The sequence below is a fragment of the Nocardioides conyzicola genome (assembly GCF_039543825.1).
Classification (GTDB): domain Bacteria; phylum Actinomycetota; class Actinomycetes; order Propionibacteriales; family Nocardioidaceae; genus Nocardioides; species Nocardioides conyzicola.
Genome location: NZ_BAABKM010000002.1, coordinates 1,929,029 through 1,953,279, shown reverse-complemented (window position 1 = coordinate 1,953,279; position 24,251 = coordinate 1,929,029). Strand labels below are relative to the sequence as shown.

Genomic DNA, 24,251 nt, shown 5'->3' with positions numbered 1-24,251 from the left:
CATGTCGGAGCGGATGACGCACGCGGTCGTGCGGATGTCGGGCCGGGACCCGCACGAGGACGGTCGGGCCGCGACCAACCTGGAGCTGCTCTTCGACCTGACCTTCGTCATCGCCTTCGGCACCGCGGCGAGCGAGCTCGCTCACTTCCTGGCCGCCGGCCACGTCGCCGACGGGATCCTCGGCTTCGCGTTCGCGATCTTCGCCGTGAGCTGGGCGTGGATCAACTTCTCGTGGTTCGCGTCGGCGTACGACACCGACGACTGGCTCTACCGGATCACCACGATGGTGCAGATGGTCGGAGTGCTGATCCTCGCGCTCGGGCTGCCCCGGATGTTCGACTCGCTGCACGAGGGCGCCCACGTCGACAACGGCGTCATGGTCCTCGGCTACGTCGTGATGCGGGTGCCGATGGTCTTCCAGTGGTGGCGCGCCTCGCGACAGGATCCCGAGCGGACCACGGTCTGCCGGACCTTCATCGTCACGCTCCTGATCAGCCAGGCCGGGTGGATCGTGGTCGCGCTCGTCCCCGCATCCATCCCGGTGACCTTCGTGCTGATCGTGGTGCTGATCCTGGTCGAGGCCATCGGCCCGTTCGTCGCCGAGCGCATGCTGGTCGGCACCCCGTGGCACCCGCACCACATCGCCGAGAGGTACGGGCTGCTCGTCATCATCGCCCTCGGCGAGGGACTGATCGGCACGGTGGCCACGCTCGCGGCGATCCTCGACGAGAAGGGCTGGACCGTCGACGTCGCCGTGCTCGGGATCGCCGGTGTCGGGGTCACGTTCGGGATGTGGTGGACCTACTTCGTGCTGCCGAGCGGCGACCTCCTGCATGCCCACCGGGAGCGTTCCTTCGCCTGGGGCTACGGGCACATCCCCGTCTTCGGCGCGATCGTCGCCGTCGGCGCCGGGCTGCACGCCGCGGCGTACCGGCTCCAGGAGCACTCGGTGCTCAACGACACCCAGACCGTCCTGACGGTCGCCGTCCCCCTGGCCGTGTTCGTCGCGCTGCTGTTCGGGCTCTACGCGCTGCTGATGCGGACCCTCGACCCGTTCCACCTGCTGCTCGTGCTCGGCTCCGCCGTCGTGCTGACGGTGGGCGTCGTCCTGGTCGCGGCCGGCGTGTCGCTCACGTGGTCGCTGCTGGTGGTCGCCCTGACGCCCTGGGTCACGGTCGTCGGCTACGAGACGATCGGGCACCGGCACCAGGAAGTCGTCGTGGCCCGCCTATAGCGGGTGGGCGACCTCGTCCTGCGGCAGCCGGGCGGCGACGATCGCGACGACGGCGACCACGGCGGGGACGGTGCCGGCGATCAGGAAGGTCGTGCGCAGCCCGATCGCCTCGGAGACCGGGCCGGCCACCGCCATCGACAGCGGCATCAGGCTGATCGAGACGAAGAAGTCGAGCGAGGCGACCCGGCCCAGCAGGTGCGGCGGGACGCGCCGCTGGAGCAGCGTCCCCCAGATCACCATCGGGGCCGAGAAGAACACGCCCAGGACGAAGGCGGCCACGACCAGCATCCAGATCTCCGTGGCCACGCCCATGGCGACGAACGGCAGGCACCCGAAGCCCCACATCAGGTTCATCCAGGTGAGGTAGCGCCGGGGCATCCGCAGGGAGGCGACCGTCAACGAGCCGACCGCACCACCGACGCCGAAGGCCGCCAGCACCAGCGCGTGGTCGCCCGGTCCACCGCCGAGCTTGTCCTTGATCAGGAACGGCAGCAGCACCTCGAGCGGCCCCATGATCAGGAACACCAGCAGCGACGCGAAGAGCAGCGTGGCCAGGAGCCACGGCGTCCGCACCATGTAGACGAAGCCCTCGCGGAGGTCGTGGAGGACCGACGTCGCCGGGTGGTCCGCGTCGCGCCGGACCGGCGTCAGCGGCACCGTCGACAGGGCGACCAGCCCGGCGAGCGAGCAGGCCGCCGCGACGGACAGGGCGGCACCCGGTGAGGCGGCGCCGACCACGACGCCGGCGACCGCGGGGCCGAGCGCCTGCCCGATCGTCGGGCGGATCATCCCCTCGAAGCCGTTGACCGCGAGCAGGTCCTCCTCGGGCACCAGGGCGGGCAGCCAGGCCGAGTAGGCCGGGTAGTAGAACGCCATGGCGGCGCCGATCACGAAGCCGACGACCGCCAGCTGCCAGAGCCGGGTGAGGTCGGTGACGGAGAAGGCGGCCACGAGCCCCATGCAGGCGAACTCGGTCGTCGCGACGCCCAGCAGGATCGCCTTCTGCGGCACCCTGTCGGCGACCACGCCGCCGAGCAGGGCCGGCAGCAGCACGCCCACGGCGCCGGCGGTCGAGACGAGGGACAGCTGGGCCGGGCCGCCGCCGAGGCGGATCACCTCCCAGACCAGGCCCACGACCCACACGCCGCCCGCGAACGTCGCCAGCACCAGCGCGACCGCGAGCCGGCGGTAGGCCGGGTGCCGGAACGGCGTCAGCGCGCGCGGCAGCCGGGTCCTGGACGCGACGTCGGTGTCGGTCATCTGCCCTCCTGGCCACCAGTCTGACGGTTCCGACCGACGGTCCCCACCGGTTTCATCGGCCCGCGTGCACGGACCCATCCGACAATCTCAACCGGAGTTGAAGTCAAGGGCGTCGTACCAGCGCAGCCAGCGTCCGTGCCCCTGCGTCGACGCGACGGCGCGGCCGTCGATGCCGAGGACGAACCCGGGCTCGTCCTCCTGCCGGTCCGGGCCGGTCGTGGTCACCCGTGGCAGCACGCGCGGACCCTCGTTGCTGACCCAGTGGCAGCGACCCTCCGCGACGAGTGCGGTCATCAGCTCGTGGAACTCCTCGCGCCGGACCTCGGGCAGGTAGGCGATCACGGCGCTGTGGAAGACCACCACGGGCGCGTGCCGGGCTGCCTCCTCGACCAGCGACGGCAGCTCCTCGAGCAGGTCGCCGCCCAGGATCGCCGGCGGGTCGGCGCGGGCCATGTCGACGGCGGCGCGCAGCCGGGAACGGCGGTCGTCGTGCTCCGGCCAGACCAGCGTCGTCAGCCAGGCCATCTGGTCCTCGTCGGTGACGTCGAGCGGGTGGAGGTCGATCCCGCCCCGCCAGGCGACCGCCGGTGGGCGGTCAGGCAGGGGCGCCGGACCGCGCACGTCGCAGGTCAGCTCCGGCCCCGCGCCGGCCCGGCGTACGCCGTCATCGGTCGTCCAGGCGTAGGACCACCGGTCGGGGTAGAGGCACAGCCCCGCACTGGCGCCGACCTCGAGGAGCGCGACCGGCCCATCGGCCGCGAGCGTCGCGAAGGCGGGGACGAGCGTGGCCAGGCGGCCGACCTCGTTGGTCTGGGTCGCGCGCGCCAGGATCGTCGCCCGGATGGTGCCGTCGTCGTCGAGCAGCGCGGACCGCAGCGCGGCGTACGGGCCGGGAGCGGGTACGCCGTGCCAGCGCGCGGCCGCCAGGACCAGGTTGGGCTGCCGCTTGGCGACCGGGAGCGTGTCGATCCACGCGATCACCTCCGGGTCCGCCGCGATCCGCCGCGACCAGTCCGCGAAGCAGGGCGAGGTCGGCGCGGCGTCGGCCGCGAAGTCGGCATACTGCCGAGGGGTCTCGCCGTAGACATCCATCGCGGCCATCCTCGTCGTTCCGGTCCGGACGTCGCCCGGATAGGCCACCATTCTCGACATGGGCATCGTCGGGGGGCGACGCGGTCACGCGCGCCCGCATGCGACCGCCGCGATCGTCCTGGTCGCGGCGCTGCTGGCGAGCATCCTCGCGGGGTGCGCGGAGCCGGTCGACGAGTCCCGCACCGTGCAGACCCACATCGGCCGGCTGCACCACGTCATCGACGTCGACGTCGCGACACCGACGCCCGACCGGTCCGCCGCGATCACCGTCACCTACGCCGGCGACGTCGAGACCCCGGCGGCGCTCTCCGCCCTGGTCACCGCGATCGGCGCCGTGGCCGCCGACCTCGACTACCCGGCGTACCTCCTGACGCTGGTGCCGGCGCTCGACCCGAAGTCCGCGCTCACCGTCGACCCGGGCTTCGCGGCGCGCCGGGACGAGACGGACGTCCTGAGCACCTGGTTGTCCCTCACCGAGGCGCTGCTCGGGACGGTGGGGTACGACGTTCGAGCCGACGGCGAGACGATCTCCGTCGGCTCGGCGGGAGCGACCGCCCACGACATCGCCGAGGTCCGGCGGATCGGGCACGGGACCGCGGCCACCACCTGGGTCTTCCGGGCCGGGGAGGCGACGTTCACCGCCAGCGCCCGGGTGCGGGCATCCGACGTGGCGCTCTTCCAGGCGGTGCAGCGCAACGCCGGGGCGGAGGGCCAGCCGGTGTGGGCCCGGTCGTGGCAGCTCGACCGCCGGCAGGACCACGTCCGCCTCGACCTCGACCTCGTTATCGGCAGCGCCTCGGTGCCCGCCGCCCAGCTGACCGTCGCCCGCTACGGCCGGACGCTCGCGCCGCTGGCCCACACCTCGCTCACCGCCCTCGCGGCCACCAGGACGTCGGCGTGGCTGACCCTGCACCACGGCCACGACGCCTTCGCCAGCTGGGCCTCCGACCAGCCGGCGGCCGCGGGCCGCGACCCGCTCGACCGCGGCTGGGACGTCTGGCTCGGCCGGCAGGCGGCGTCAGCCCGCCGGTAGCGCGACGTACGTCGTCTCGAGGTACTCCTCGATGCCCTCGAACCCGCCCTCGCGGCCGAACCCGCTCGCCTTGACCCCGCCGAACGGCGCCGCCGGGTTGGAGATCAGGCCGGAGTTGATCCCGATCATCCCGAAGTCCAGGGACTCGGCGATCCGGATGGTGCGGGCCAGGTCGCGGGTGTAGACGTACGACGCCAGGCCGTACTCCGTGTCGTTGGCCTGCTGGATCGCCTCCTCCTCGGTCTCGAAGGTGCTGATCGGCGCGACCGGGCCGAAGATCTCCTGCACGTTGATCTCGGACTCGACGGGGACGTCGAGCAGCACGGTGGGCGGGTAGAAGTAGCCCGGCCCGTCGGGCGCCTGGCCGCCGGTCACGACGGTCGCGCCGTCGTGGATGGCGTCGGTGACGAGCTGGCTCACGCTCTCGACCGCCTTCTCGTCGATCAGCGGGCCGACGTCGACGCCCTCGTCCTGGCCGCGGCCGAGGGTGAGCCCGCCCATCCGCTGCCCGAGCTTCTCGGCGAACTCCTGCGCGACCGAGCGGTGCACCAGGAACCGGTTGGCGGCCGTGCACGCCTCGCCCATGTTGCGCATCTTCGCGATCATCGCGCCGTCCACGGCGGCGTCGACGTCGGCGTCCTCGAAGACGAGGAACGGCGCGTTGCCGCCGAGTTCCATGCTCAGCCGCTGGAGCTGGTCGGCCGACTGCCGCACCAGCACCTTCCCGACGCCCGTCGAGCCCGTGAAGCTGACCTTGCGGAGCCGGTCGTCGGCCTGCAGCGTCTGGCTGAACTCGCCGTGCCGGGTGGTGGTGACCACGTTGAGCACCCCGTCGGGCAGCCCGGCCTCCGCGAGCACCCCGGCCAGGGCGAGCATCGTCAGCGGCGTCTGGCTGGCCGGCTTGACCACCATCGTGCAGCCAGCGGCGATCGCCGGGCCGATCTTGCGGGTGCCCATCGCGAGCGGGAAGTTCCACGGGGTGATGAAGAGGCAGGGGCCGACGGGCTTCTTGATGGTCAGCAACCGGCTCCCGCCGGCCGGCGCCTGCATCCAGCGGCCGTGGATGCGCACCGCCTCCTCGGCGTACCAGCGGAAGAACTCGACGCCGTACCCGACCTCGCCGCGCGCCTCCGCGACCGTCTTGCCCATCTCGAGGCTCATCAGGTGCGCGAACTGGTCGGCGCGGTCGGTGATCAGGCTGAAGGCGGTCCGCAGGATCTCCCCGCGCTCGCGCGGTGGCGTCCTGGCCCAGGCGGCCTGGGCGGCGACCGCGGCGTCGAGGGCGTCGACGGCGTCGTTGACCGAGCCGTCCGCGACGTCGGTGAGCACCGATCCGTCGGCCGGATCGATCACGTCGAGCCGCTCACCGCCCTCCGCCTCACGCCACGCGCCGCCGATGTAGAGACCCCGCTGGTCGGGGCCGAGAAGGTCGAGTCCGTTCATGTGGCCAGCCTCGCACCCCGGGCCCTGTCTCCCAAGCACCCGGTGGCGCGGAAGACGGCCCCAGTCCTTGTCGCAAACCGCAGACACCCTCACCAGTGGCGTGCCACCATATGAGTGTCGACTCGGAGGGAGCACCTTGTGTCGGCAAGAGCCCCTTGCTGACCCCATGCAGCGAGGGGCTCGCCCTTTGGTGGGCACGATCTGGAGCACCCCCTCGCCCCGGATCGGGAGCCACGAAGGGCCGAGGCCCCGGCGTTCGCGCCGGGGCCTCGGTTTTTCTCGCTGTGGTGCTCAGTGCTGCTGTCAGGGGGTGTCGTACTTCAGCGTGAACGAGCCGGAGCCCGAGTACGCGTAGACGTCCCACCGGTAGGTGCCGGTGCCGGCCGAGTACGTGACGCTCTCGGTCGCGGTCGACCCCTCACTGGCGGCGACGTCGACCCACGACGACCCGCTCTTCTTCTGCAGGTAGAGGTCGAGGTCGACCCCGCTCGGGCCGGTGAGGCAGCCGTTGATGGTGCCGGCGGTCGTCACCGAGAAGCCCGTCGAGGACGGCTTGTACGTCGAGGTGCCCGACGACGCCGTACCCGTGGCCGTGACCTTGGTGCAGGTGCCCCCGCCGCCGCCCGATCCGCAGGTCGGCTCGCCGGACTGGGCCGGGACCGAGACGGCGTCCCAGGCGGCCTTCACCCGGTTGAAGGTCGTGCAGTCGGTGCTGCCGTACAGGTTCTTGGCCGCGGTCAGGGTCGCGACCCGGGCCTTGCCGTGGGTCCAGTACGTCGTCTTCAGCAACAGGCCGTTGTAGAAGATCTTGCCGGCGGCCTGGATGCCGACACCGGTGACGGTCGACCCGTTGCAGGTCGGCGACGCCGGGGAGGCTGCCGAGCCCTGCGAGAGCAGGTAGAACCAGTGGTTGAGCGGGCCGGCGGCCGCGTGGACCTCGGCGTTCTTGATGCTCGACGACCAGCAGTTGGGGTCGCCCACGATGCTCGGGTTGTACATGTAGCGGATCGGGCCGTCACCGACCAGGTCCGCCTCCTCGCCGACGGTGAAGTCCGCCGGGTCATTGGGGTTGTTGGCGTAGGCCTCGGTCAGGGCGCCGAAGATGTCGCCAGTGGCCTCGTTCATGCCGCCGGTCTCGTTGTCACCGGTGGAGGCACCCGGCGTGGTCTCGAAGACGCCGTGGCCGTTCTCGTGGGCGACGATGTCGATCGCGGTGAGCTGGCGGGCGTTGTCCTGGCTGTGCCCGAAGTTGGTCTTGGAGCCGTCGAAGTAGGCGTTGACGTCGTTGAGGCCGACGCGTGCCGGGTAGCTGGTCCCGTTGCCCTTGACGCCGCTGCGACCGAGCCAGGCCGACAGCATGTCGACTTCCTTGTCGACGCTGTAGAGCACGTCGACGCAGCCGGTCTCGAGGTTGGTGCCCGAGCCGTTGCCCCAGGAGTCGTCCGGGCCGGTGTAGATCGTGCCGGCCTGGTTGGCGCAGGAGACACCGGAGCGGGTCGAGTCGGACATCCGGTACGTCGAGCCGCTCAGCGACGTACCGATGGTGACGCCGGGGTAGTAGTAGCCGTTGCCGCTGCCGTCGACCACGCGGTCCCAGCTGTCGATGACCTTGCCGGTGCGGGCGTTGGTGTAGACGGTCAGCTTCGTGGGCCGGTGCTTCGTGGTGCCGACGACGAGGGTCTGCCAGGCCAGCGTCGGACGCGACTTCGCGAGGACGACGAGCTGGGGCTTCGACGCGCGGGTGACGTGGCCGACCTGGCGCTTCGCCGTACGACGGGCCGCCGCCGGCTTCACGGTCGGCCTGGTCGAGCGCAGCGCGATCACCCGCGACTGGGTCGCGCTGCGGCCGGTCACCTTGCCGGACCGGTCGACGGCGAGGACGAAGTCACCGCCCACCACGGGCAGCCCGCGGTAGGTGCGGGTGTAGGCGACGTACTGCGTGCCGGTCGTGCCGGCCGTCGTGCTCGCCTGCCGGAAGGCGTCGTGCGAGCTGGCCTTGAAGCTCGCGCGGTGGTCCGCGACGTACGTCCGGGCGGCGGTGCGCGCCACCCGGTCGGAGACGGGGCGGTGGTCGGCGCTCTTGCCGGCCGACTTCGCGACGGGGGCGGCGGAGGTGGGGTACGACGGCGCCTGCGGGCCCAGGGCGACTGCGCCCGAGACCGTGACCGCCAGAGCCGCTCCGAGCAGCGTTCTGGTACTCATCGATGGATCTCCCTCGAAGGGTGGTGGGGGTGGGAGTACGGCGTGCCCGGGGTGTCCAGGGACGTCGAGTCGAACGCTAGGAACCCCCACGGGGTACCGGTAGCGGGGAAACCCTTGCTGCTCGGGGTCGCCTACTCGGTCGGGGCGGGCACCAGCAGGGTCGCGAGCTGGGTGCGGGACCGGACGTCGAGCTTGCGGTAGATCCGGGTCAGGGCGGCCTCGACCGTCTTGACCGAGAGGTGCTGGCGCTCGGCGATCTGCCGGTTGCTCGCGCCCTGGCAGACGAGCTGGGCGATCCGGGCCTCGGTATCGGTGAGCCGGCCGAGCATCGGGTCGTCGGCGCCGTCGACCGGGCACGGCGCGAGCTCGGCGCGCACCTGCACCAGCCACGGCTGGGCGTGCAGCGACGCGAAGACCGACTCGGCCGCCTCGAGGGTGGTGCGCGCGGCAGCCGCGCGACGACCGCGGCGCTCGACGTGCGCACGGGTCAGCAGGGTGCGGCCGAGCTCGACGCGCATCCCGATGTCGGCACAGACCTTGCCCGCCCGGTCGAGCAGGTGCATCGCGCCGTCGAGGTCGCCGAGAGCGCAGAGCACCTCGGCCTCGGCCCGGTCGAGCTGGGCGCCGACGCCGTCGGTGCCGGAGCGGCCGTCGACGGCGTACCGGGCCTCCGCCATCAGTCGAGCCGCCTCGTCGACGGCGCCCAGCGCGACCAGCGCGGACACCAGCTCGGGCTGCCACCGGTTGACCGTGGGGTCGCTGATGCGGTGCTCGTCCTCGATGTCGCGGATCCGGACCAGCGTCGCCCGGGCCGCCTCGGCGTCGCCCGCGCGGAGCTGGGCCTGCCCGAGGACCAGGAGGTGCCGCTGCAGGTACCGGGTGTCGCCTCGCTCCTCCGCCGCCAGGGCGCCCCGCTCCGCCAGGGTCCGCGCGGTCCCGAGGTCGCCGCCGGCCAGCTCCGCCAGGGCGCTGATGTACCAGCCGGTGTGCGGGTCGAGGCCGAACTCCTCACCGACCTGGGCCGCGCGCGCGGCGTACGCCATCGCCTCGCGGCAGCGCCCGAGGCGCACGCCGACCTCGACCAGGCAGCGCAGCACGTGCACCTGGTCCATCCCGGCGCCGCGCTCGACCTGGGCGAGCATGGAGAGGTTGGCCGACCACGCCTCCTCGAGCCGGTCGTCGTAGAGCGCGAACCGGGCGGCGATGTAGGCCGGCGAGGTGTGCGTCAGGCCGGGCAGGGCCGGCTCGCTCGGGGGGACGAGGGCCAGCGCGTCGGCCAGGTGCCCGTCGTGGAGGCCGGAGCCCGTCCACCGCGACGCGACCGCGAGGGTGGTCCGGGCCGACGCCTCGGCGACCCGGTCGCCCGCGCGGTGGAACAGCCCGGCGGCGCGCTCGGCCAGCCGACCCGCCTCGTCGGGGCGCGACTCCATCAGCGCGACCCGCGACCGCTGGATCAGGACCATCGCGACCAGCCGGTCGTCCTCGCCGGCGTCGGTCAGGGCGGCGGCGAGCACCTCGTCGAGCGCCGCGACCCCGGACCCGGCGAGCTCGGGGAGCGCCAGCCGCACCCGCACCGTCTGTCCCGGCTCGGCGGCCAGCTCGAGGAAGTCGTCGAGCGCCCGGTGGACCAGCTCGACGTGGTTGCCGGGCGCCCCGGTCTCGACGGCGCACGCGAGCCACTCGACACGCTCAGCGCCGAGCTCGGCCGGCGCCCGGTCGGCGGCGAGGAGGTAGAGCTCGGTGGCGATCGAGCGGTTGCCGACGTCGGCGGACTCCCGCGCCGCCACGGCCAGCTCGCGCGCCGCGTCGGCGTCGGGGCGGGGATCGGCGAGCGCCCGGTGCCGGGCCCGCTCGGCCGGGTTGGGCGCGACCTCGGCGAGGGCGCGGTGCCACTCGGCCCGTCGTACGGCGGGGACGGCCTCGGTCACCACGCGGCCCAGCTCGGTGGGCGTGAACCTGAGCAGGTCGCCCGAGCGGGTCAGCAGGCCGGCCTCCGCGGCGGCCCGGAGATGCAGGTCGGCATCGGCCCGGCCGGCCCGCTCGAGCTGGCGGACCGACGGCCGGTGCAGGAGCGCGGCGAGCGCGACCGTGGTCTGCACGCCCTCCTCCTGCGCGAGGTACCGGTCACGCAGCACGCGCTCGAGGCTCGCCGGCATCGGCGTGGGGCGGCCGAGCAGCACGGGCTGCTCGCGGGCGGCGCCGCCGAGGGCGAGCGCCAGGGACGGCAGCCCGCCCGACTCGACGTGCAGCCGCTGCGCGACGTGGGCGGGTACGCCGTGCGCGCCGAGCAGCTCGATCATCGCGGTGGCGTCGAGCGGGGGCACCTCGAGGTGGTGCAGGTCGGAGAGGTCGACGTCGCCGTCCGACAGCGGGTCGCGGGCCGGCCCCACGGTGGCGACCAGGCCCACCCGGTCGGCGAGCCGGCGACGGCCGTAGCCGATCACGCACGCCGACTGCGGGTCCAGCCACTGCACGTCGTCGAGCAGGATCAGGACCGGCCGCTCGGAGGACGCCTGCTCCAGCAGCGACCGGAACGAGGTGCAGAGCACGGTCCGGAGCCGGTCCTCGTCGACGGGTGCGGCGAGCCCGGGCAGCGCGCCACCCAGCTCGGCCGGGAGCTGGTCGACCAGGTCCTGGAGCGCGGCGTACGGCAGGCCGTGCTCGGCGGCAGCGCCGTTGGCCCGCAGCACCAGGGCGTCGGAGCGCTCGCGACGCTGCTCCTCGAGGGCGTCGAGCAGGGCGCTCTTGCCGATCCCCGTGGGCCCGTGGAGCGCGACGGACTGACCCTGCTCGAGGAGGTCGTGCACCTCCGCGAGCAGGCCGAGACGGCCCATCACCCGAGACATGGAGCCCTCAGGCTAATCGACCCGATCCGTGCCCGACAGCCCTTGTGCGCTCCCGCGAAGAGGAGTTCTCTCGGATCGAGAGGTCGATGGCGACCGCTCGGAAGGCACGGCAGGAGGTCGGCTCATGTCCGAGAGAAGAGGCGGGAGAGCTCTACCGGGCCCGGCGGCAACCAGCCCGGACCGGATCAGGAACGTGGTGCTGGTGGGCCCCGCCGGGTCCGGGAAGACCACGCTGGCCGAGACCCTGCTCGCCGCCTCCGGCGCCGTCTCGCGCGCCGACCACGCCCAGGGCCGGACCATCTCCCTCGCCGTCACTCCCCTGGTCCGCGAGGGGACCACGATCAACCTGATCGACACCCCCGGGTACGCCGACTTCGTCGGTGAGCTGCGCGCCGGGCTGCGCGCCGCGGACTGCGCGCTCTTCGTGGTCGCCGCCAACGAGGCCGTCGACGAGGGCACCCGCGCGCTCTGGCGGGAGTGCGCGAGCGTCGGCATGCCGCGCGCCGTCGTCATCACCAAGCTCGACCAGGCCCGCGCCGACTACGAGGGGCTGCTCGGCCAGGCGCAGGCGGCCTTCGGCGACCGGGTGCTGCCGCTCTTCGTCCCGGTCCGCGAGGGCGGCGCCGTCGTCGGCCTCACCGGGCTGCTGGCACCCAGCGCCGACACCTCCGCGCTGCGCGGCGACCTGATCGAGGCGGTCATCGAGGAGTCCGAGGACGAGACGCTGATGGACCGCTACGTCGGCGGCGAGGAGATCGACGAGAAGGTGCTGCTCGACGACCTCGAGCGTGCGGTCGCGCGGGCGACGTTCTTCCCCGTCGTACCCGTGTGCTCGCTGACCGGCGTGGGGTGCCTCGAGCTGCTCGACCTCGCCGTACGCGGCTTTCCCTCACCGGCCGAGCATCCCTCCCCCGACGTCTTCCTGCCGTCGGGAGCCGCGGCGAGCCCGATCTCCGGTGACCCGTCCGGACCCCTGGTGGCCGAGGTCGTCAAGACGACCAGCGACCCGTACGTCGGCCGGCTCAGCCTGGTGCGCGTCTTCTCCGGGACGCTCGTGGCCGACCAGTCGGTGCACGTGTCGGGTCACTTCGCGGCGTTCTTCGGCGATGCCGCCGGGCATCCCGACCACGACGAGGACGAGCGGATCGGCACCCTCGCGCACGTCGTCGGCCGCACCCAGGCTCCCGCCGAGCGGGTGGTCGCGGGCGACATCTGCGCGATCGGCCGGCTGACCCGCGCCGAGACCGGCGACACCCTCTCCGACGTCGACGACCCCCGGGTGCTGCGGCCGTGGAGCATGCCCGAGCCGCTGCTGCCGGTCGCGATCGTCGCGCGCAGCAAGGCCGACGACGACAAGCTCTCGCACGCGCTCGGCCGGCTCGCGGCCGAGGACCCGTCGCTGCGCATCGACAACAACGCCGAGACCCACCAGCTGGTGCTGTGGTGCATGGGCGAGTCGCACGCCGAGGTGACCCTCGAACGCCTCACCGAGCGGTACGCCGTCCACGTCGACCAGGTGCCGTTCGTGGTGTCCCTGCGCGAGACGTTCGCCGGTCCCGCGACCGGCCTGGGCCGGCACGTGAAGCAGTCAGGCGGGCACGGGCAGTACGCCGTGTGCCACCTCGAGGTGGAGCCGCTGCCCGAGGGTGCGGGGTTCGAGTTCGTGGACAAGGTGGTCGGCGGAGCCGTGCCGCGGCAGTACTCCCCAGTGTCGAGAAGGGCGTGCGCGCGCAGATGGAGCGCGGGGTGCGCCTCGGGCACCCCGTCGTCGACGTACGCGTCACCCTCACCGACGGCAAGTCGCACAGCGTCGACTCCTCCGACATGGCCTTCCAGGCCGCCGGCGCGCTCGCGCTGCGGGAGGCGGCGGCGGCCGCGGCGGTGACCGTGCTGGAGCCCTACGACCGCGTGTCGGTGCTCGTCCCCGACGACCTGATCGGCCCCGTGATGAGCGACCTGTCCGCCCGCCGCGGCCGCCTGCTCGGCACCGACAAGGTCGGCGACCGCACCCAGGTGCTCGCCGAGGTGCCGCAGACCGAGCTGGTCCGGTACGCCGTCGACCTGCGCGCCTCGACCCACGGCGCCGGCGTCTTCACCCGGAGCTTCGCGCACTACGAGCCGATGCCCGAGGAGGTCGCCCGGACGGTGGCCGCCCGGGCCTGACGCCTACCGCGCCGCCCGCAGGAACTGCTCCAGGATCGGCCCGGCGGTGCCGGAGCCGGAGGCACCCTCGTCGACGTACACCGCCACGGCCAGGTCTCCCTGCGCGGCGACCATCCACGCGTGGGTGAGGGTCTTGCCGTTCTTCTCGAACTCGGCCGTCCCGGTCTTGGCGATCGCCGGCGGTCCGGGGAGGTCGAGCAGGCCGCGGCCGCTGCCCGACGTGACGACGCCGCGCAGCATCTGCCGCAGCCCGGCGGCCTCACCGGCCCCGAGCGGCGGGGCGTCCTCCGGCACGGACACCTTGACCGACCTGATCAGCCGGGGCACGACGGTGGTGCCGGACTGGATCGACGCCATCACGGTCGCCATCGCCATCGGCGACGCCAGGATCCCGCCCTGGCCGATCAGGTCGGCGGCTGCCTCGGTGTCCGACTTCGGGGTCGGCACCTGGCCGAAGTACGCCGGGAAGCCGAGGTCGTGGTCGATCCCGAGCCCGAGCGACGCGGCCGCGTCGGCGAGCGCGCCGGCCTTCACCTTGCCCGCCTGCGAGATGAAGGCGGTGTTGCACGAGTTGGCGACAGCAGTGCTCAACGGGATGTCGCCGAGCGCACCGCTCGGGTAGTCGTCGTAGTTCTCGAACGGCTTGCCGTCGACGACGATCCGGCTCGTGCACGGCACGACCGACGACGGCTTCAGCCCGGCGCGCAGCAGGGCGAGGCTGCTGACCGTCTTGAAGGTCGAGCCCGGCGCCGCCTGGCCGTACGTCGCGAAGTTGTAGCCGTCGGTGCCGGGACCGTTGGCCGCGGCCAGGATCGCGCCGTCCGAGGGGCGTACGGCGACCAGCGCGCTGGCCGGCCCGACCTTCGCGAGCGCGGCCTCGGCGGCCTGCTGACGCTGGAGGTCCAGGGTCAGCTCCAGCGGCTTCCCCGGCTGGCCGTCCACGCGGTAGAGCTCGCGCTCCATCCCGTCGGACGCCACCGCGTTGACGACCGCGCCGTCCACGCCCTGCAGCTGCTCGTCGTAGCGCGCCTGCAGCCCGGACAGCCCCGCCTCGTCGCCGACCTGGTAGCGGTCCGGGTGGTCCTTGATCATCTCGGCGGTCACCTCGCCGACCGACCCGAGGATCGGCAGGGCGAACCCCCGGTCGGGCGCCAGCGGGAGGCGGTCGGGGACCGCGACCGCGCCCTTGATGCCGTCGTACCCGCGCGCCAGCCGGAGCGGCACGTCCTCCTTGCGCAGCGTGATCGCCTCGACGAACGCCTTGTCCCCCGCCGCCTCGACCCGCTTGGCGTACGCCCCGGGGTCGATGTCGACGAGCTGCGCCAGCCGGCGGGCGGACTCCCCCGCCCGCGCGGCCGACACCTGCGAACGGTCGATGCCGAAGCGGGTCACCTCCCGCTCGGTGACCAGGACGTCGCCGTGGTTGCCGAGGATCAGCCCCCGCGGTCCGCCGATCGGGGTGATGTCGAGGACGGTCGCCTTGCGCAGGCTGGGCTCGACCAGCGCGCGCGACCAGGTCGTCTGCCACTCGTCGTCGGCCTTCGTGAGCTTCACGTCGGTCGTGTAGCTCCACTCGTCGTCGGCCACCGGCCAGACCCACGCCAGCGTCGCGGTCGCGGTGCCGCCCCTCTCGCTCACGCCGCCGGCGGTGACGGTCGGCTCGAGGTCGCCCATGCCGTCGACGACCTCGGCGTAGTCGGCCGCGACCAGGTCGGGCGTCTGCTCGCCGGTGAACGCCACGTCGGCGAAATCCCCCGACTCCAGCGCCGAGGCCAGTGCGTCGGCGGCCTTGTCCGGGTCGGGGCCGGTCGCCTTGTCGGCGCCGTCGCACCCGACGAGGGCCGTGACGGAGAGGACGGTGGCGGCGATCGAGACGAGGAGGCGCACGCCCTCGGTTCTACCAGCCGCCGCCGTCAGAGCACGCGCTCAGTCCTTGTGCCGCGGCTTCCGCGGCGGTCCGGCGTTGGACGACGGGGAGCCGGCGTCCGGGGTGAGCTCGATGAGCTTGCCGGAGATCCGGGTGCCCCGGAGCTTGTCCCAGGCACCGCCGGGCAGGTCGGCCGGCAGCTCGACCAGCGAGTGGTCGCCGCGGATGTCGATGTGGCCGAAGTCCCCGCGGGACAGGCCGCCCTCGTTGGCGATCGCGCCCACGATCTGGCGCGGCTCGACCTTGTGGCGCTTGCCGACCGCGATCCGGTACGTCGCCATCGGGACGTCGGAGCGGCCGCGCGGACGGCGCTCGCCGCGCTCGGGTCGGCCGCCGCGGTCGCCGCCGGGGCGGTCGTTGCGGACCGGACGGTCGTCGCGCTGCTGCTGGCGGGCGTCCGCGGCGGGGTCGATCAGCAGCGGGGTGTCACCCTGCGCGACGACGGCCAGCGCGGCGGCGACGTCCGTCTCCGGCACGTCGTGCTCGCGCACGTAGTGCTCGATGATGTCGCGGAAGCGGTCGATCCGGGAGGTCTGCTCCAGGGCCGCGGTGATGGCGTCGTCGAAGCGGGACAGCCGCGTCGCGTTGACGTCGTCGGCGGTCGGCAGCTGCATCTGGTTGAGCGGCGACCGGGTGGCCTTCTCGATCTGCTTGAGCAGGTAGCGCTCGCGCGGCGTCACGAACGAGATCGCGTCGCCGCTGCGGCCGGCGCGGCCGGTGCGGCCGATCCGGTGCACGTAGGACTCGGTGTCGGTGGGGATGTCGTAGTTGACGACGTGGCTGATCCGCTCGACGTCGAGACCGCGGGCGGCGACGTCGGTGGCGACCAGGATGTCGAGCTTGCCCGACTTCAGCTGGTTGACCGTGCGCTCGCGCTGGGCCTGGGCGACGTCGCCGTTGATCGCGGCGGCGGAGAAGCCGCGGGCGCGCAGCTTCTCGGCCAGCATCTCGGTCTCGCTCTTGGTGCGGACGAAGACGATCATGCCCTCGAAGTTCTCGACCTCGAGGATGCGCGTGAGGGCGTCGATCTTCTGGGGGTAGGACACCAGCAGGTAGCGCTGGGTGATGTTGGGGGCCGTCGAGGTCTTGTTCTTGACCGTGATCTCTTCGGGGTTGTTCAGGTACTGCTTGGAGATCCGGCGGATCTGGGCCGGCATGGTCGCGGAGAAGAGCGCGACGTTCTTGTCGTCCGGGGTGTCGGCGAGGATCGTCTCGACGTCGTCGGCGAAGCCCATGTTGAGCATCTCGTCGGCCTCGTCGAGCACCAGGAAGCGCAGCTCGGTGAGGTCGAGCGTGCCCTTCTCGAGGTGGTCCATGATCCGGCCCGGCGTGCCGACGACGACGTGCACGCCGCGGCGCAGCGCGCTGAGCTGGACGCCGTACGCCTGACCGCCGTAGACGGGGAGCACGTGCACGCCCTTGATGTGCGCGGCGTACTTCTCGAACGCCTCGCAGACCTGGAGCGCGAGCTCACGGGTCGGCGCGAGGACCAGCGCCTGCGGCTTCTTCTGCGCCAGGTCGAGGCGGGACAGGATCGGCAGCGCGAACGCCGCGGTCTTGCCGGTGCCGGTCTGCGCGAGGCCGACGACGTCGCGGCCGGCCAGCAGCGGCGGGATGGTCGCGGCCTGGATGGCGGAGGGCTTCTCGTAGCCCACGTCGGCCAGCGCCTTCAGGACCTTGTCGCTGAGCCCGAGGTCGGCGAACGTCACCTCAGGTGTCGAAGTGTCGTCGTTCTCATCGTTGCTCACCCGTCAACGGTAGTGCTTTCGCCCACAGGCGCCACCTTCGCCGGCGCGGTGGGCTGGGTCACTGCTACTCGACCGTGACCGACTTCGCGAGGTTGCGCGGCTTGTCGATGTCGTGGCCGAGCCGCTGGGCGGCGTGGAACGCCAGCAGCTGCAGGGGTACGACGAGCAGCACCGGGTCGAGCTCACGCTCGTTGCGGGGTACGTCGATCCGCACGCAGTCGACCTCGCCGAGGTCGACGCCCTCGTGCGTGATGACGACCAGCGGGCCGCGGCGGGCGGCGATCTCGTGCAGCGCGCCGACGTTGCGGTCGGTGAGCTCGTCGTCCGGGACGATCGCGACGGTCGGCACGGCCGGCGAGATGAGCGCCAGCGGGCCGTGCTTGAGCTCGGAGGTCTGGTAGGCCTCGGCGTGGCGGTAGGAGATCTCCTTGAACTTCTGCGCACCCTCGCGGGCGACCGGGAAGCCCCGGACGCGACCGACGAAGAAGACGCTCTCGGCCTCCGAGAGCTGCTCGGCGACGGCGGCGATGGCCGCCTCGTCGTCGAGGATCTCCTGGATCTGCGCAGGGATCCGGGTCAGGCCGTTGATCAGCCGGCGACCGTCCGCGATCGACAGGTCGCGGACGCGGCCCAGCTGCAGCGCGAGCAGCGCGAAGCCGAGGAACATGTTGGTCAGCGCCTTGGTCGAGGCGACGGCGACCTCCGGGCCGGCGTGCAGGTAGATCCCGCCGTCGCACTCGCGGGCGATCGCGCTGCCGACCACGTTGACGAGCCCGACGACCCGGCCGCCCTTGCGGCGGATCTCCTGGACGGCGAGCAGGGTGTCGATGGTCTCGCCGGACTGGCTCACCGCGACGTACAGCGTGTCCGCCTCGATCACGGGGTCGCGGTAGCGGAACTCGCTCGCCGCCTCCGCGTCGGCGGGGATCCGGGCGAGCTCCTCGACGAGCGCGGCGCCCATCTGGCCGACGTAGTACGCCGAGCCGCAGCCGAGGATCTTGACCCGGCGGATCGCGCGGGTCTCGCGGGCGTCCATGTTGAGGCCGCCGAGATGCGCGGTGCCGAACCGCTCGTCGAGCCGGCCGCTGAGCGCCCTGGCCGCCGCGGCCGGCTGCTCGAGCATCTCCTTGTGCATGAAGGACTCGTGGTCGCCGGCCTCGTACGCCGCCGGGTCGACGTCGACGGTCACGGCGGTCCGGGTGACCGGGCGCAGGTCCCCGCCGTACGTCGTGAAGCCGCCGGCCGTGACGGTGGCGATCTCGCCGTCGCCGAGGTGGGCGACGGTCGTCGTGTGCCGGACGATCGCGCCGAGGTCGGAGGCGACGTACATCTCCTTCTCGCCCACGCCGATGAGGAGCGGGCTGCCGTTGCGCGCAACGACCATCCGGTCGGGGAAGTCGGCGTGCAGGACGGCGAGGCCGTAGGTGCCCTCGACCTGCGCCAGCGCGTCGCCGACCTTGCCCTCGAGGGTCGCGGCGTCGGAGAGCCCGACCAGGTGGGCGAGGACCTCGGTGTCGGTGTCGCTGGCGAGGTCGACGCCCTCGTCGGTCAGCCGCTGCCGCAGGGCGGCCGCGTTGTCGATGATGCCGTTGTGGACGACGGCCACCAGGCCCTTCGCGTCCGTGTGGGGGTGGGCGTTGACGTCGTTGGCGGGACCGTGGGTCGCCCACCGGGTGTGGCCGATGCCGACCCGGCCGGCGAACCGCTTGGGCAGCCCGTCCGCGAGGTCACGGACCCGGCCGGCCTTCTTGGCCACCTTGAGCGCGGTGCCCCCCAGCAGCGCGATGCCCGCCGAGTCGTAGCCGCGGTGCTCCAGCCGGGTCAGCCCCTCGAGGAGCACGGGGGTGGCCTGCTGGGTCCCGACGTAGCCGACGATTCCGCACATGTTCCTGGTTCCTATCCGTAGACGAGGCGGCGGAGCTGCCGCTCGGTGAGATCGGGAGCGGCGACCACGCGGTCGGCCAGCTCCGCGGCGATGCGGGCGAAGATCTCCGGGTTCTTCGCTCCATAGGTCTTCAGCTGGGCGTGCCGCCGCCGGACGTAGTCCTCCACGGGTTCCGCGTGGAAGGCGATCACGTCCTCCACCACGCGGGCGGCCTCGGAGGCGGTGAGCCCGGTGCTGGCCGCGATGCGGGCGACCAGGTCGGGATCGGCCCCGGGAGAGGCGGGAGTCGGCACGAGTTCGATGGTCCGCACTTCCCGGGCGAAACGCAACTTCCTGCCCGATTTCGGGCAGGAAGGCGGCTTTCCGGGCGCAGGACGCCTGTCACCACCGCCGTACGTCGAGATCCACCGGGCGCCGTGCGGCGTGGATGGAGCGCGCACCCCCCGCCACGCCGTTCTCGACCCGGCGAAGTGGGGCGAGAAGGCCGATTTCGCCGAAGAAGTGACACCGTGGGTGGGGATGAGTTACCTTAGGTGAACAGAAGGTGAACACAGCACGAACGAAGAGGGCGATCTCATGAGCAACCACCGCATGGCCACCGGCCTGGTGCAGACCTGGGTGACGGTCACCGACACCCAGGGCCGGACGCACCTCGAGGCCCACTGGACCGACGCCGCAGCGCCGGCCACCCACATCACGCACGCCGCCTGACACTCGCGGCAGCTCGACCCCGTCCGGACGGCTCCGGGCGGGGTCGACGCATGTTCGGACGACGACGGGGAACACGTACGTGATCCGGGAATGAATCGGACCCCGGTCCGGTTACGATGGTCAAAGGTTCAACTACTCACCTCGACCAGGAGTCAACATGTCGTTCTTCAACCGCAAGTCCACCGAGCAGTTCGATGCTCCCACCGCCGCCGTCGAGGACATCTCCGGCGACTACACGATCGACCCGACCCACACGCGCCTCGGCTTCAGCGCCCGCCACGCGATGGTCACCACCGTCCGCGGCCACTTCACCGACTTCGCCGGCACCGCCCACGTGGACGCCGCGAACCCGAGCAACTCCTCGGTCTCGCTGACCATCCAGACCGCCAGCGTCGACACGGGTGTCGCGGACCGCGACGGCCACCTGAAGTCGGCCGACTTCTTCGACGCCGACACCAACAAGGAGATCACCTTCTCCTCCACCCAGGTCGAGCGCGACGGCGACGACTGGGTCGTCACCGGCGACCTGACGATCAAGGGCACCACCAAGCCGATCACGATCACCTTCGAGCCCACCGGCTCGGCGCAGGACCCCTTCGGCAACCTCCGCATCGGCTTCGAGGGCGGCACCAGCATCAACCGCAAGGACTGGGACCTGACCTGGAACGCGGCGCTCGAGACCGGCGGCGTCCTCGTCTCCGAGAAGATCAAGCTCGAGTTCGACGTCTCCGCGATCAAGAACGCCTGATCCACCGCACCACACTGCGCGACCGACGGCCCGCCCCGACCAGGGGCGGGCCGTCGTCGTACGTCGGGGGTCGGTCCTACTGGCCGAGCATGAACCCCACCCGCTCCCGCCGGAAGCCCGGGAAGACGGTCGCAGTGGACGCGGTCGTGCGCGCCGCGACGATCTCCGCCAGCACGCTGCGGTAGTCGGTCGTGACGGACACGTCGGCATCGAGGCTGTCGGTCAGGCCCGGCCAGGTGCCGTAGTACCTGCCGCCCTTCACGCCCGCCCCGGCGGCGAGCATCACGTTGCCCCACCCGTGGTCGAGGCCGCCGTTGGCGTTCTCCTGCACCCGGCGGCCGAACTCACTGATCGTCACGAGGGTGACCCGGTCGGCGGTGGGACCGAGGTCGGTGAAGAACGCGGCGATCGCGGAGGCGAGGTCGGCGGCGTTGCGCTGCATCCAGCCGCCGCCGTTGTTGCCCAGACCCACGTGCATGTCCCAGTCGCCGCAGTCGACCGTGACCGCCGAGACGCCGACGTCCGCGCGCAGCGTGCGCGCCACCGCCGACAGCGCGTCACCGAGGTCACCCTCCGGGTAGAGCCGACGACGGCTGCGGGCGGCCCGGGCGGGATCGAGGTCGACGACAGCGTCGAGGGCCTCACGGAACCCGCCGGCGAGGGTCGTCCGGCTGGTGGTCCACTGGGTGCGGAGGGCCTTCATCCGCATGCCGCGCGGGTCGCTGGCCCGGTCGCCGCCGGCCACCCGCGCAGTCTCCAGCGAGACGAAGGACATCACCGGCTCCGGACCGAGCATCGAGGCGGGCAAGCTCGGGCCGACGACCAGGCCCTGCAGGGTGGAGCTCACGTCGTCCCCTCCGACCAGGCGGTTGAGCCACCCGACCCGCTGGGTCGAGCCCGGGTCGGCGTCCTCCAGCTCCTCCATCGCGGCGAAGTGCGAGCGGTTGGGCGCGGGCAACCCGGTCGCGTGGATCGCGGCGAGCTTCCCGGCCTCCCACATCGGGACCAGCGGCGCCATCGCCGGGTGCATCCCGAAGAACCCGTCAGCGGCGACGAGGGCCTCCCGCTGGATGCCGATGCCGGGCCGGGCCTGGTAGTACGCCGGGTCGCCGTGCGGGACCACGAGCGACAGGCCGTCGGCGGCTCCCCGCAGCGAGATCACGACGACGGCCGAGGTCGGCGTACGCCGTGGCGCGGCCTCCGCGGCGATCGTCGGACCCGTCGTGACGGCGGCCGTCCCGAACAGGGTGGTGGCGCCGGTCAGGGCCGCACCGCGCAGCAGCGTGCGCCGGCTCGGGGCGAAGGCCTGCCTCAGGTCGCGACCGGCGGGTCGGCAGTCACAGGGATGCGTGGGGTCGTGGGGAACGGCCTCGAAAGACAGTGCTTCATCAGGCAGGGCGCTCATGAGGTCTCCTCGGTCGGCGCGCAGGTCAGCGCTGGTAGAAGGTCGGGCTGTCGAGGATCGTCGCGAGGACCCGCGGCCAGGCCTCGCGGAAGAGCGGGGAGCTGCGCGCGACCCGGCTCTCGGGCCGGAGCTCGGCGGCCTGGCAGCAGGCCTTGAGCAGCGCCCCCGTCGACGGTCGGTGCAGCAGCCGTCGGGACAGGTGGTCGACCAGGTCCCGGAAGTGGATCGGCCGATTGCGCGGCAGCCAGGAGCGTGGCCGGGGGAAGGACACGGCGTCGCCGGGCCACCAGCCGTTGACCATGTCCCAGTGGAAGGTCATCGACGCCAGCGCCCGGGTCGGTGAGGACCACGAGGCGTTGTCGACGGGCTGCCCGTCGGGACGCGGCCAGGTCAGCGGGGCGAGCCCCAGCATCGCCGTCTGCCAGTAGACCTGGTTGGCGGCGGAGGCCTCCGTCCTCGGCTTCCGCACGCCGACACCGAGGACGCGGTAGGTCGCCAGCACGTCCTCGTCGCCGTCGCGCACCTTCTCGTCCACGGCCGACCTGAACTCCGGCGAGCGGACCAGCGCCTTGAGCACCGGGACGATCGCGGTGTCGTTGGCGAGGTAGACCGAGGCCAGCCGGTCCACGAGGCTCGCCGGGATCGTGTCGCTCACGAAGGCACGCACCAGCTTGGTCGCGATCCGGCGGGCGGTCGCGGGATGGTGCGCCAGGTAGGAGAGGTACTCCGCGGTGACCGCGCGACCGTCGGAGTCGGCGTTGGGGTGCTGGAAGTCCATCACCTGCACCGGGCCGGTCCAGTGGTCGCCGGGGACGTACGAGGCCTCCCAGGTCCGGTACAGGTCGACCCGGTTGCCGGTCAGGATCCGGGCCGAGCTCTTCACGTCGTCCTCGCCGTAGCTGCCGACGCCGACGGTGTGGAGCTCGAGCAGCTCGCGGCCGAGGTTCTCGTTGGGGTGCGCCTTGGTCGAGCGCGCGGCCCCGAGGAACATCAGCATCGCCGGGTGCAGCACGGCGGCGGGCAGCAGCTCGTCGAAGCGCCCGAGCGCGTGCCGGCGGACGACCTCGCCGTACCCGGTCCGGAAGACGTAGATGTTGTCGGAGCTCGTGGCGACGTGGAAGTGGTTCTCCCAGAACTCCGTCATCACCTCGAGCACCTGCCGCGGCGACGTCATCCGGCGCATCATCGTGCGGTTGCCGTAGTCGTACATGACCTCCCAGCCGCCGCGTACGCCGCTGGTCGTGCGGTTGAAGAGGTCGGTGGCGTCCCGGTGCAGGTCCGGCCACCAGTCACAGAGGTTGTCGGCGCTGCCGTCGTACGCCGAGGCGAGCTGGCGGTCGAACCAGGCGAGGTGGCCGCCGGCTGCGCGGACCTCGGCAGCGAGCTGCGGCGTGATGCCGTAGCTGAACCGGTTGACGAGGTGGCGGGCAGGCTCGCGGAGCACCTGGGTGCGGGGGTAGCTGCCGGGTCGGTACGAGACCGCCCTCGGCGCCGACACGCGGGAGGCCTGGTCAGTCGCCATCTCGCACGCTCCGAAAAGAGGCGGACGTGGCCAGCCCGGTTGCGCGACACTGGCGTCCATGTCCGAGACGCTCGACGTGCCCGCCGGTCTGTCCGGTCGGCCTCTGGTGATGTCCGACGCCCGCGCGGTCTTCGAGGTGATGGCGGCGCAGGAGAGCCATGACACCGGCGAGATCGGGATCGAGGAGGGCGACATCGTCGGTGACTGGCAGCGGCCGTCGTACGACGTCAGCGCCAGCACGATCGGTGTCTTCGACGGCGAGGCACTGGTCGCGTACGCCGAGCACATGGGCGCCGACCGCGGTGACGCCGCCGTGCACCCCGACTACCGGGGGCGCGGCATCGGCACCGTGCTGGCCGGCTGGATGCAGGCACGGGCGCGGGCCGCCGGCGCCTCCGTCGTCGGGATGCCGGTGCCGCGCGGCTCCGACGGCGACCGCCTCCTCGAGGCGCTCGGCTACCACGTCCGCTGGGAGAGCTGGGTGCTCCAGCTGCCCGAGGGGGCGACCGTGCCCGAGCGCGCGCTGCCGGCCGGCTACACGATCCGCGAGGCGACGCCCGACGACTACGAGGCCTGCTGGACCGTGCTCGAGGACGCGTTCCTGGAGTGGTCGGTGCGCGACCGCGAGCCGTTCGAGGACTTCCTCTCGCGCACCGTCGAACGTCCGGGGTTCGAGCCGTGGAACCTCCGCCTGGTCACGGACGCCGACGGCGTGGCGGTGGGAGCGACCGTCGTCCGTCCGGTCGGCACCGAGGGCTACGTCGACCGGATCGCGACCCGCAAGGACCAGCGTGGACAGGGGATCGCCCAGGCGATGCTCGTCGACGCCTTCGCCGCGGCCCGGGCGCACGGCGCCACGACCTCGGGACTCAACACCGACTCGCGCACCGGCGCGCTCGGCCTCTACGAACGGGTCGGGATGGTCGTGACCCAGACCTGGGTCAACCGGGCGATCAACCTCTGATGACATCGGAGCTCCCCTTCCTCCTGGTGTCACTGTTCGCAGTCCGAGATCGGGTGCGACCAGCACCC

General features: G+C 72.5%; 18 protein-coding genes and 1 pseudogene. 8 read left to right on the top strand and 11 right to left on the bottom strand.

The window, feature by feature from the left end:
* The first annotated feature begins 1 nt into the window (after position 1).
* Positions 2 to 1,234 carry a low temperature requirement protein A gene (locus ABEA34_RS12555; RefSeq protein ID WP_345521620.1) on the top strand — a complete coding sequence of 411 codons (1,233 nt, stop codon included), beginning with the start codon at positions 2 to 4 and terminating at the stop codon, positions 1,232 to 1,234.
* On the opposite strand, the gene ABEA34_RS12550 is transcribed toward ABEA34_RS12555, so the two are convergent.
* On the bottom strand, positions 1,229 to 2,494 hold the full coding sequence (locus tag ABEA34_RS12550; protein ID WP_345521619.1) for an MFS transporter: 1,266 nt from the start codon (positions 2,492 to 2,494) through the stop codon (positions 1,229 to 1,231). The two genes, ABEA34_RS12555 and ABEA34_RS12550, sit on opposite strands and share 6 nt — an antisense overlap.
* A gap of 87 nt (positions 2,495 to 2,581) precedes the next feature.
* Positions 2,582 to 3,586, bottom strand: a complete 1,005-nt coding sequence (locus ABEA34_RS12545) for a DUF2332 domain-containing protein (RefSeq protein WP_345521617.1) — start codon at positions 3,584 to 3,586, stop codon at positions 2,582 to 2,584.
* Positions 3,587 to 3,644: 58 nt separating this feature from the next.
* Between ABEA34_RS12545 and ABEA34_RS12540 the strand changes: the two genes are divergently transcribed.
* The gene (locus ABEA34_RS12540) at positions 3,645 to 4,619 is read left to right on the top strand and encodes a hypothetical protein (protein WP_345521616.1); all 975 of its coding nucleotides are present in this window, start codon (positions 3,645 to 3,647) and stop codon (positions 4,617 to 4,619) included.
* On the opposite strand, the gene ABEA34_RS12535 is transcribed toward ABEA34_RS12540, so the two are convergent.
* The 3 genes from ABEA34_RS12535 to ABEA34_RS12525 all read right to left on the bottom strand — a co-directional run bounded on the left by ABEA34_RS12535 (position 4,605) and on the right by ABEA34_RS12525 (position 11,110).
* Positions 4,605 to 6,062, bottom strand: coding sequence for an NAD-dependent succinate-semialdehyde dehydrogenase (locus ABEA34_RS12535; RefSeq protein ID WP_345521615.1), 1,458 nt, complete (start codon positions 6,060 to 6,062; stop codon positions 4,605 to 4,607). The two genes, ABEA34_RS12540 and ABEA34_RS12535, sit on opposite strands and share 15 nt — an antisense overlap.
* A gap of 303 nt (positions 6,063 to 6,365) precedes the next feature.
* A complete protein-coding gene (locus ABEA34_RS12530; RefSeq protein ID WP_345521614.1) occupies positions 6,366 to 8,264 on the bottom strand; it encodes a M4 family metallopeptidase in 1,899 nt (632 codons plus the stop codon).
* Between the two features lie 131 nt (positions 8,265 to 8,395).
* Entirely contained in the window at positions 8,396 to 11,110 is a 2,715-nt protein-coding gene (locus ABEA34_RS12525; protein ID WP_345521612.1) for a helix-turn-helix transcriptional regulator, read from the bottom strand.
* Between the two features lie 124 nt (positions 11,111 to 11,234).
* On the opposite strand from ABEA34_RS12525, the pseudogene ABEA34_RS12520 reads away from it, so the two are divergent.
* Positions 11,235 to 12,928, top strand: a pseudogene (locus tag ABEA34_RS12520) (elongation factor G); the annotation flags it as partial.
* Between the two features lie 6 nt (positions 12,929 to 12,934).
* Positions 12,935 to 13,273, top strand: a complete 339-nt coding sequence (locus ABEA34_RS12510; protein WP_345522785.1) for a hypothetical protein — start codon at positions 12,935 to 12,937, stop codon at positions 13,271 to 13,273.
* A 3-nt stretch (positions 13,274 to 13,276) separates the two neighbouring features.
* Here ABEA34_RS12510 and ABEA34_RS12505 read toward each other — a convergent pair whose 3' ends face one another.
* From ABEA34_RS12505 to ABEA34_RS12490, 4 genes are all read right to left on the bottom strand, one after another.
* Complete coding sequence (locus tag ABEA34_RS12505; RefSeq protein ID WP_345521611.1) at positions 13,277 to 15,160, bottom strand: penicillin-binding transpeptidase domain-containing protein; 1,884 nt, start codon at positions 15,158 to 15,160, stop codon at positions 13,277 to 13,279.
* A 39-nt stretch (positions 15,161 to 15,199) separates the two neighbouring features.
* Complete coding sequence (locus ABEA34_RS12500) at positions 15,200 to 16,948, bottom strand: DEAD/DEAH box helicase (RefSeq protein ID WP_345521610.1); 1,749 nt, start codon at positions 16,946 to 16,948, stop codon at positions 15,200 to 15,202.
* A 64-nt stretch (positions 16,949 to 17,012) separates the two neighbouring features.
* Positions 17,013 to 18,833 (bottom strand): glutamine--fructose-6-phosphate transaminase (isomerizing), encoded by a 1,821-nt coding sequence (glmS, locus tag ABEA34_RS12495; RefSeq protein ID WP_345521609.1) that lies wholly within the window; start codon positions 18,831 to 18,833, stop codon positions 17,013 to 17,015.
* Positions 18,834 to 18,844: 11 nt separating this feature from the next.
* Positions 18,845 to 19,126, bottom strand: coding sequence for a hypothetical protein (locus tag ABEA34_RS12490; protein ID WP_425576873.1), 282 nt, complete (start codon positions 19,124 to 19,126; stop codon positions 18,845 to 18,847).
* 7 nt (positions 19,127 to 19,133) lie between these two features.
* On the opposite strand from ABEA34_RS12490, the gene ABEA34_RS12485 reads away from it, so the two are divergent.
* The 3 genes from ABEA34_RS12485 to ABEA34_RS12475 all read left to right on the top strand — a co-directional run bounded on the left by ABEA34_RS12485 (position 19,134) and on the right by ABEA34_RS12475 (position 20,292).
* Positions 19,134 to 19,370, top strand: a complete 237-nt coding sequence (locus tag ABEA34_RS12485; RefSeq protein ID WP_345521608.1) for a hypothetical protein — start codon at positions 19,134 to 19,136, stop codon at positions 19,368 to 19,370.
* 39 nt (positions 19,371 to 19,409) lie between these two features.
* On the top strand, positions 19,410 to 19,544 hold the full coding sequence (locus ABEA34_RS12480) for a hypothetical protein (protein ID WP_345521607.1): 135 nt from the start codon (positions 19,410 to 19,412) through the stop codon (positions 19,542 to 19,544).
* Between the two features lie 157 nt (positions 19,545 to 19,701).
* Complete coding sequence (locus ABEA34_RS12475; protein ID WP_345521606.1) at positions 19,702 to 20,292, top strand: YceI family protein; 591 nt, start codon at positions 19,702 to 19,704, stop codon at positions 20,290 to 20,292.
* Positions 20,293 to 20,368: 76 nt separating this feature from the next.
* Here ABEA34_RS12475 and ABEA34_RS12470 read toward each other — a convergent pair whose 3' ends face one another.
* Together ABEA34_RS12470 and ABEA34_RS12465 are read right to left on the bottom strand one after the other, a co-directional pair.
* Positions 20,369 to 21,697: a DUF1501 domain-containing protein gene (locus tag ABEA34_RS12470; protein WP_345521605.1), complete on the bottom strand. Its 1,329-nt coding sequence runs from the start codon at positions 21,695 to 21,697 to the stop codon at positions 20,369 to 20,371.
* 25 nt (positions 21,698 to 21,722) lie between these two features.
* Entirely contained in the window at positions 21,723 to 23,219 is a 1,497-nt protein-coding gene (locus ABEA34_RS12465; RefSeq protein ID WP_345521604.1) for a DUF1800 domain-containing protein, read from the bottom strand.
* Between the two features lie 58 nt (positions 23,220 to 23,277).
* Between ABEA34_RS12465 and ABEA34_RS12460 the strand changes: the two genes are divergently transcribed.
* On the top strand, positions 23,278 to 24,183 hold the full coding sequence (locus ABEA34_RS12460; RefSeq protein ID WP_345521603.1) for a GNAT family N-acetyltransferase: 906 nt from the start codon (positions 23,278 to 23,280) through the stop codon (positions 24,181 to 24,183).
* Positions 24,184 to 24,251 lie beyond the last annotated feature (68 nt).

Excerpts from the sequence above, each read along its gene's own strand:
- ABEA34_RS12535 (WP_345521615.1), bottom strand. The coding sequence starts at position 6,062 with ATGAACGGACTCGACCTTCTCGGCCCCGACCAGCGGGGTCTCTACATC.
- ABEA34_RS12460 (WP_345521603.1), top strand. The coding sequence starts at position 23,278 with ATGTCCGAGACGCTCGACGTGCCCGCCGGTCTGTCCGGTCGGCCTCTG.
- ABEA34_RS12510 (WP_345522785.1), top strand. The coding sequence starts at position 12,935 with ATGGCCTTCCAGGCCGCCGGCGCGCTCGCGCTGCGGGAGGCGGCGGCG.
- ABEA34_RS12485 (WP_345521608.1), top strand. The coding sequence starts at position 19,134 with ATGGTCCGCACTTCCCGGGCGAAACGCAACTTCCTGCCCGATTTCGGG.
- ABEA34_RS12525 (WP_345521612.1), bottom strand. The coding sequence starts at position 11,110 with ATGTCTCGGGTGATGGGCCGTCTCGGCCTGCTCGCGGAGGTGCACGAC.
- ABEA34_RS12555 (WP_345521620.1), top strand. The coding sequence starts at position 2 with ATGTCGGAGCGGATGACGCACGCGGTCGTGCGGATGTCGGGCCGGGAC.
- ABEA34_RS12530 (WP_345521614.1), bottom strand. The coding sequence starts at position 8,264 with ATGAGTACCAGAACGCTGCTCGGAGCGGCTCTGGCGGTCACGGTCTCG.
- ABEA34_RS12475 (WP_345521606.1), top strand. The coding sequence starts at position 19,702 with ATGTCGTTCTTCAACCGCAAGTCCACCGAGCAGTTCGATGCTCCCACC.
- ABEA34_RS12470 (WP_345521605.1), bottom strand. The coding sequence starts at position 21,697 with ATGAGCGCCCTGCCTGATGAAGCACTGTCTTTCGAGGCCGTTCCCCAC.
- ABEA34_RS12480 (WP_345521607.1), top strand. The coding sequence starts at position 19,410 with ATGAGCAACCACCGCATGGCCACCGGCCTGGTGCAGACCTGGGTGACG.
- glmS (WP_345521609.1), bottom strand. The coding sequence starts at position 18,833 with ATGTGCGGAATCGTCGGCTACGTCGGGACCCAGCAGGCCACCCCCGTG.
- ABEA34_RS12465 (WP_345521604.1), bottom strand. The coding sequence starts at position 23,219 with ATGGCGACTGACCAGGCCTCCCGCGTGTCGGCGCCGAGGGCGGTCTCG.
- ABEA34_RS12540 (WP_345521616.1), top strand. The coding sequence starts at position 3,645 with ATGGGCATCGTCGGGGGGCGACGCGGTCACGCGCGCCCGCATGCGACC.
- ABEA34_RS12545 (WP_345521617.1), bottom strand. The coding sequence starts at position 3,586 with ATGGATGTCTACGGCGAGACCCCTCGGCAGTATGCCGACTTCGCGGCC.
- ABEA34_RS12550 (WP_345521619.1), bottom strand. The coding sequence starts at position 2,494 with ATGACCGACACCGACGTCGCGTCCAGGACCCGGCTGCCGCGCGCGCTG.